The 7,479-nt window shown below is 72.1% G+C and carries 7 protein-coding genes; 2 read left to right on the top strand and 5 right to left on the bottom strand.

Annotated features, from left to right (window positions below):
* Positions 1-151: 151 nt before the first annotated feature.
* From fxsA to ABZY11_RS41305, 4 genes are all read right to left on the bottom strand, one after another.
* Positions 152-742 (bottom strand): FxsA family membrane protein, encoded by a 591-nt coding sequence (gene fxsA, locus ABZY11_RS41290; protein ID WP_356484094.1) that lies wholly within the window; start codon positions 740-742, stop codon positions 152-154.
* Between the two features lie 99 nt (positions 743-841).
* The gene (locus tag ABZY11_RS41295) at positions 842-1,609 is read right to left on the bottom strand and encodes a polyprenol monophosphomannose synthase (RefSeq protein ID WP_356484095.1); all 768 of its coding nucleotides are present in this window, start codon (positions 1,607-1,609) and stop codon (positions 842-844) included.
* 550 nt (positions 1,610-2,159) lie between these two features.
* Complete coding sequence (locus tag ABZY11_RS41300) at positions 2,160-3,806, bottom strand: amidohydrolase (RefSeq protein ID WP_356484096.1); 1,647 nt, start codon at positions 3,804-3,806, stop codon at positions 2,160-2,162.
* 91 nt (positions 3,807-3,897) lie between these two features.
* Positions 3,898-4,338, bottom strand: a complete 441-nt coding sequence (locus tag ABZY11_RS41305; RefSeq protein ID WP_356484097.1) for an Lrp/AsnC family transcriptional regulator — start codon at positions 4,336-4,338, stop codon at positions 3,898-3,900.
* 204 nt (positions 4,339-4,542) lie between these two features.
* Between ABZY11_RS41305 and ABZY11_RS41310 the strand changes: the two genes are divergently transcribed.
* The gene (locus ABZY11_RS41310) at positions 4,543-4,941 is read left to right on the top strand and encodes a hypothetical protein (protein ID WP_356484098.1); all 399 of its coding nucleotides are present in this window, start codon (positions 4,543-4,545) and stop codon (positions 4,939-4,941) included.
* A 429-nt stretch (positions 4,942-5,370) separates the two neighbouring features.
* Here ABZY11_RS41310 and ABZY11_RS41315 read toward each other — a convergent pair whose 3' ends face one another.
* Entirely contained in the window at positions 5,371-6,543 is a 1,173-nt protein-coding gene (locus ABZY11_RS41315) for an acyl-CoA dehydrogenase family protein (RefSeq protein ID WP_356484099.1), read from the bottom strand.
* A 374-nt stretch (positions 6,544-6,917) separates the two neighbouring features.
* Between ABZY11_RS41315 and ABZY11_RS41320 the strand changes: the two genes are divergently transcribed.
* Positions 6,918-7,479 (top strand): glycosyl hydrolase family 18 protein (locus ABZY11_RS41320; RefSeq protein WP_356484100.1); only part of this gene is annotated, 562 nt, incomplete at its 3' end.

The following is a 7,479-nucleotide window of genomic DNA, read 5'->3' on the forward strand; positions in this document are numbered from 1 at the left end:
GTCACGGCCCGCGGCTCTGTCGTGCCATCGAGTGGACGTCGCTCGGCCGCCCGGTGGGAAGCCATCGGGCCGTCGGACCTCCACGTCGGCCACAGCGGGCCGTGCGGGCGGCCGGGGCGGGTCGTCCGGCCCCGGCCGTGCGTCCGGACGCTCAGGGGGTCAGTGGCGGCCGGGTGCCCTCATCGGAACGTGCGCCCGGCTGGGTGCCGTCCTCGCGGATGACCTCACCCTGGACGATCTTTCCGTCCGGCCGGTGAATGCGGGCCTGCTGGAAGGCGTCGGAGAGGCTGCCGGGGCTCGCGGCACGCATCCGGCGCTCCAGCGACCGCTCCGCGAACCGACCGAGCCACGAACGGACCGGCGGCACCAGCAGCAGGAGCCCCGCCACGTCCGAGATGATCCCCGGGATCATCAGCAGCAGCCCGCCGAGCATCAGGAAGCCGTTGCCCCTGCCGCCCGACCCGGCGGCCGGCGGGGCAGCGGCGGCACCGGGCTGCCCCGGCATCTGCTGGAGCGTCTCGGTGAGATTGCGGAAGGCCCGGCGGCCGGCCCGCTTCATCACCGCGGCACCGAGCACGATCCCCGCCGCCAGGAGCAGCAGCACGGTGAACCCGCCCGCCGCGTCGGCCACGACGGTGAGCAGCCAGATCTCCAGCACCGCCCAGGCGGCGATGGCGAGGGGGACGAAGGTACGGGCGCGAGAGCGCTTGGGGGCGGTCGGGGGCGGTGTGCCGGTCGTCATGGTCCCCAGTGTGCCCGTACGGGCGTCCGAACGGGACGAGGGGGGTGATCAGGGGCGGCGGCCCCGATGCCCGCCGCCGGTGACGGCGGGCACGGCGGATCAGATCGCCTTGCGGCCCAGTACCCGGTTCGTACGGGAGGTGACACCCCAGGAAGTGACCCGCCAGAGCGCCTCGACCAGGATGTCCCGGCTCATCTTCGAGTCGCCGATCTCCCGGTCGACGAAGGTGATCGGCACCTCGACGACGTGATAGCCGGCCTCGACGGCCCGGCGGGCCAGGTCGACCTGGAAGCAGTAGCCCTGCGAGGCGACCTGGTCGAGGCCGATGCCGTCCAGGGTCTCGACGCGGAAGGCCCGGTAGCCGCCGGTGACATCCCTGGTGCGCAGCCCGAGGAGGAGCCGGGAGTACGTGCTGCCGCCCCGGGAGATCATCTCGCGGGACTTGGGCCAGTTGACCACGCGCCCGCCCGGCACCCAGCGGGAGCCGAGCACCAGGTCGGCGCCCTTGAGCGCGGTGAGCAGCCGGGGCAGCTCCTCGGGTTGGTGGGAGCCGTCGGCGTCCATCTCCACGAGCACGCCGTAGCCGTGCTCGGTCCCCCAGCGGAAGCCCGCGAGGTAGGCCGCGCCCAGCCCTTCCTTGCCCTTGCGGTGCAGCACCTGGACCCGGCCGTCCCCGGCGGCGATCTCGTCGGCGATCTTGCCGGTGCCGTCCGGGCTGTTGTCGTCGGCGATCAGGATGTCGGCGTCCGGCACAGCGGCGCGCACCCGGCTGACGATCGGCGTGATGTTCTCGGCCTCGTTGTAGGTCGGAATGATCACCAGGATTCTGCCGAGCGGGCCGTACCGCCGCTGACCGCCGTCGTTCACTTACTGCCCCTTAAGTCCGTACGCAGGTGCACACCATATCCAGCGGGCGGAGGCCGGTCTCCGACATGGTCGGACGGGGCCGGGCACTGCCGGGGACAGAAGGACGGAAGTACGGACAGAAGTGCGGGTACGAGCACGGACGGGAACTACGGATGGGGGCCCGGCGCCCTTCGGGCCGACCTGGGACCCGCTGGCTGCGGGTCGACCTAGAGCCGTTGTCTACTGAACGTCCGGGCCCCACCCGGGTCGCACCGCCGTCCGGATGAAACCTTCCCTCGCCCCCGAGGCGCGGGCGCTGAACCTGGCTGTCAGTGGTGGTGCGCCGGTGCGGCACACCACCTCATGACCCAGCGGCGTTCGACGACTGCGTGGAGGTTTAACCGGTCGGACGTCCTGTGGTGGACTCGCCGAACCTACCGGCCAGTGGGCGCGTTCTGTCAATAGCCGTCTGACCTGCAATATTTACGAAACTTGCCTGGTCAGTAGCGAAGATCCGCAGGTCGCGGCGGAACGGGGACCACCACGAGCGACGATACGAAATGTACGGACGTCACTCGTTCGGCCGCTCGTAGACAGTTCGTCCGAAGACCACGGTCCGCAGACAGACCGGCAGATCGGCACCGGGGGTGAGATCGGGCAGGCCGGGCGTCCCCGACCGGGGGTCGGTCGACCAGCGGGCGACGCGGTCGTCCGGGGCCTGGACCACCAGGTCAGCGGTGCGCCAGACCGCGTAGTCGGCCGGGGCGCCGGGCACCAGGGTCCCCGCGTCGTCACGGCCGACGGCCCGCCAGCCGCCCCGGGTGTGGGCGGTGAAGCCCGCCCGTACGGAGATCCGGTGCTCGGGCGTGCGGTGGAAGGCGGCGGCCCGTACGGTGCCCCACGGGTCGAGCGGGGTCACGGGGCTGTCGGAGCCGAAGGCGAGGGGCACACCGGCCCGCAGGAGCGCCGCGTACGGGTTGAGGGTCCTGGCCCGCTCGACGCCGAGCCGCTGGGCGTACATGCCCTCCTCGCCGCCCCAGGCGGCGTCGAAGGCGGGCTGGACGGAGGCGGTCAGACCCAGCTCCGCGAACGCGGCCACGGTCTCGGGGGTAAGCATCTCGGCGTGCTCGACCCGGTGCCGGGCGCCCCGGATCCGGGGCAGGCCGAGCGTCTCGGCGGCGGCCCTCACCCCGTCCACGACGGCGGAGACCGCCGCGTCGCCGATGGCATGGAATCCGGCCTGCAGCCCCGCCTCGGTGCAGGCGGTGACATGGGCGGCGATCTGTGCCGCGTCCAGATGGGCGGTGCCGGTGTGTCCGGCCGGTCCGTCGGCGTAGGGCTCGTGCAGGCAGGCGGTGTGCGAGCCGAGCGAGCCGTCCACGAAGAGGTCCCCGGCCGCTCCGACGGCGCCGAGCTCCCGGATCCGGCGGGCGCCCTTCTCGTCGGCGACCCGCTCGGCCCAGTAGCCGAAGACCCGCGGTCCGCTCTCCGCGGCGGCGAGCTTCAGCAGTGCGGCGAAGTCCTCCTCGTCGGAGATGTCGGGGCCACCGCACTCGTGGACGGTGCCGATGCCGAGCGACGCGGCGTGCCGCAGGGCGGCGCGCTGGGCCTCGGCACGCTGCTGCGGCGAGACGACGCCGTGGGCGGCGGAGCGGACCGCGTGGTGGGCGGCGCCGGTCAGCGGGGCGTCGGGGTGGTAGCCGGTCAGCCCGGTGACGCCCGGGACCAGGTCGAGCAGGGCCGTGGTGACGACCGCGGAGTGCACATCGACACGGGGCAGGTAGACCGGCCGTCCGCCGGCCGCCGCGTCGAGCTCACCGCGCGACGGCGGGCGCTGCTCGGGCCAGCGCGTGGCGTCCCAGCCGTGGCCGAGGACGACCCGGTCCGCGGGGTGCCCGGCCACATGGGCGCGCAGCAGGCCGAGCGCCTCGTCGAGGGTCCGGGCACCGGACAGGTCCAGGCCGGTGAGGGCCAGGCCGGTCGACGTGGTGTGCACGTGGGCGTCGGTGAACGCGGGAGTCACCAGCGCACCGTCGAGGTCGATCACCTCGTCGACGCCGCTCGCGAAGGCGTCGGCGGCCCCTTCCGAGCCCACCCAGGCGACATGGCCGCGTTCGACCACCATGGCGGTGGCGAAGGGGTCGGCGGGGCTGTGGACGTCTCCACCGCGCAGCAGCACGGTGCGGTGTTCGCTCTGGGGGGCGGTGCTCTCGGTCATGGGACCAGTTTCGCGCCTGCCCGGAGCCGCGCGGTCCGCGACCCCCTCAGAAGCTGTCGGAGACCTCCGGTCGGAGGTCACCGACGGCCTCTCAGATCCTCGGGGGCCGTGCCTCGTACGGCGTGGACAGGACGACCGTGGTGCGGGTGGAGACACCGGCCAGCGAGCGGATCCGGGTGAGCAGGTGCTCCAGCTCCAGCGGCGTCGCGACGCGCACCTTGAGGATGTAGTTCTCGTCGCCCGCGACGCTGTGGCACGCCTCCAGTTCCGGGACGTCGGCCAGCCGATCCGCGATGTCGTCCGGCGCGCTCGGGTCGAAGGGCTTCACCGAGATGAACGCGGTGAGCGGCAGGCCGACGGCCCCGGGATCGACGACCGCGGCGTAGCCCCGGATCACCCCGCGCTGCTCCAGCCTGCGGACACGCTGATGAACGGCCGATGTGGACAGGCCCGTGGCCTTGCCCAGGTCGGTGTAGCTCATCCGCCCGTCCTTGACGAGCAACTCCACGATCTGTCGGTCCAGCTCCTCCATACGGATCAACCTATTGCCCCAGGTCCCTCCAGGCACAGCGGCAGGAGCTCCGGAAGGGGCACCTGGGGCGGGCATGTGACGAATGCCACAGGTTTACGGGTGGGTAGCCGACCCCCTCGCGGTTACGGCCGACGCGCGACGGGAAGTGCTTGCTGTGGTCGAGGCCGTGTCGCCTGGTCGGCCCACCTGAGGGGGGAATTTCCCATGCAGATCCTGAAGCTCACCGGACGTACCGAACCGGAGCCGGTCGATCCCGTCGAGGACACCGCTCCCGACGCGTACGACACGTTCGAGATGTACCGGGTGATCTGCCCGGACTGCGCGCAGCCGATCGCGCTGCTGGCGGACGAGGACGTACTGCCGGAGCACGCGCTGTGCCCGACGCCGTGGAATCCGTTCGTGCTGACCGTCTGCGCCGGTACCGGCCGCGCGGCGTCGCAGTCGCGGCCCGCCGACGAGTCGCTCGACGCCCAGGAGCAGGAGACGGGACTGCTGTTGACGCTCCCCCAGGGGCTCGACTGGAGGACGCAGCCGTTCTCGCACGCCGGCGGCCCCGGCTCACGCCCGCTGCGGGCACCCCGGATGGGGCGCCAGGCCGCCTGACGGCAGCCCTCGCGCGAAACCCGGCCCGGACCACGTCCGGGCCCGCCCGTACCGTCTGCGCCGCACCACGACGGCCCGGCCGACGTGGTGCCCGCAGTGAGGCCGCCCGGGGACGGGGCGAACGGGCTCTCGAATCGGCCGGACAGTGACCAGGGCCAGCCCCGCGCCGTTGGCCAGGCATGACCCTGCTGCATTCAACGGCCGGTCCCGGCCGTCGCCGTCTCGCCGCCCCCACCGCCGAAGAATCGGTTCCGCAGCCCATGGCTCCCCGGTCGGCGCCGCGATCGGTGCCGCACTCCACCGATCCGCCCATCTATCGGGCCCTGCTGCGTCATTGGGAGAGCACGGAGCGGACCCTGCCGGGCCGCCATGACCAGGAGTGGAACCGGATCATGACGACGCCCGTGTGGTCGGACCGGCCGCTGCGGTTCAGCGCGTCTCAGGACCCGCGAGGTGGCGCGCGATGACCATCCGCTGGATCTGATTGGTCCCCTCGACGATCTGCAGCACCTTCGCCTCGCGCATCAGCCGCTCGACGGGGAAGTCGAGGGTGTAGCCGTATCCACCGAGCACCTGGACGGCGTCGACGGTGACCCGCATGGCGATGTCGGTGCAGAACAGCTTGGCCATGGCCGCCTGACGCGAGAAGGACTTGCCCTCGTCACGGAGCCGGGCCGCCTCCAGGTAGAGCGCCCGGCCCGCCTCGATCTGGGTGGCCATGTCGGCGAGCATGAAGCGCAGCCCCTGGAAGTCCGCGATCGGGCGGCCGAACTGCTGTCGTCCGGTGGCGTAGCCGACGGCCTCGCTCAGGGCCGCCTGGGCGACGCCGATCGCGCAGGCGGCGATGCCCAGGCGCCCGGAGTCGAGTGCGGACAGGGCGATCGCGAAGCCCTGGCCCTCGTCGCCGATCCGGCGCGCGTCGCAGACCCGTACGCCGTCGAAGTTCAGCTGGGCGGTGGGCGAGCCCTTCATGCCCATCTTCTTCTCGGGGGCGGCCGCGTTGAGCCCCTCGGCGTCGCCGGGGACCAGGAACGCGGTGATCCCGCGGGCGCCCTCGGCTCCGGTGCGGGCCAGGACCGTGTAGAAGTCGGCGATGCCGCCGTGGGTGATCCACGCCTTGGTGCCGGTGATGACCCAGTCGTCACCGTCCCGTACGGCCTTCGTACGGAGCGAGGCGGCATCGGACCCCGACGCGGGCTCGGAGAGGCAGTAGGCGCCCAGCAGGCCCCCTCCCAGCATCGCCGGGAGGTGTTCGGTCCGCTGCTCCTTGGTGCCGTATCCGGCGACCGCGTGGCAGGCGAGGGAGTGGACGCTCACGCCGAGGCCGACGGTGAGCCGGGCGGCCGCGAGCTCTTCGAGGACCTGGAGATAGACCTCGTACGGCTGGTCGCCGCCGCCATGGGCGGAGTCGTAGGGCAGTCCCAGCAGTCCGGACTCGGAGAGCAGCGTGAAGACCTCGCGCGGGAACCGGCCCGCTTCCTCCTCCTCCGCCGCCCGGGGGGCGATCTCTCGCTGGGCGATGTCACGGACGAGCTCGACGAGCTGCCTGGACTCCTCGGTGGGCAGACGGCGTTCCACCGAATGCGGGGCACGGTCGGACATGACGGCGCTCTCCTCCCTGTCGGGCGTTGCGACGGTCGCGCGCGAGGGGTGTGGGCGGCGCCGCCGGGGGTTTCCGGGCCGGGCCCGGAAAGCACTGTTACCCAGCCGACGCCGGCCCCCCTCGGATTACGAGAGCTGCTGGCCAGCGGCTGTGGCGGCTTGAGTATGCCCGATCGGACGATATCCGTCACGGGGTCACCGGGCGACTCGGCGCCGGGCGGAACGATCACCGGAAATGGTCCGAACCATTGACCTCACTGGTCTAGTCCATCTACGGTTCCCAGCGGGACGGCCTTTGCACGTTCATGCCAAGTCCATGCGACGGCCGACTGCCTGCCCCCACAAGCGAGTTCCCTCCCCCACGAGGAGACAAGATGTTCGGACCGCATCGTCCCCGCGCCCGTTTCCGGGCGTTCGCCGCAGCCGCCTGTACCGCCGCCCTCGGCGCCACCCTGCTGGGTGTCGCGGGCACCGCGCCGGCCGGCGCGACCCCCACTACCACGCGGGCAGCGGCCCCCGCGTCCGCCGACGCCGCCCCCACAGCGGCCGGCAACAAAGTGGTCGGGTACTTCACCAACTGGGGTGTGTACCAGCGCAATTACCACGTCAGGAACATCGAGACCTCGGGCTCGGCCGACAAGCTCACACACATCAACTACGCCTTCGGCAACGTCACCGGCGGCAAGTGCGCGATCGGCGACTCGTACGCCGACTACGAGAAGGCGTACACGGCCGACCAGTCCGTCGACGGTGTGGCGGACACCTGGGACCAGGACCTGCGCGGCAACTTCAACCAGCTGCGCAAGCTGAAGAAGCTGCACCCGGACCTGAAGGTCATCTGGTCGTTCGGCGGCTGGACCTGGTCCGGCGGCTTCGGTGAGGCGGCGAAGAACCCGGCCGCGTTCGCCGAGTCCTGCTACAATCTGGTGGAGGACC

The sequence above is a fragment of the Streptomyces sp. NPDC006510 genome, assembly GCF_040611955.1.
GTDB lineage: Bacteria > Actinomycetota > Actinomycetes > Streptomycetales > Streptomycetaceae > Streptomyces.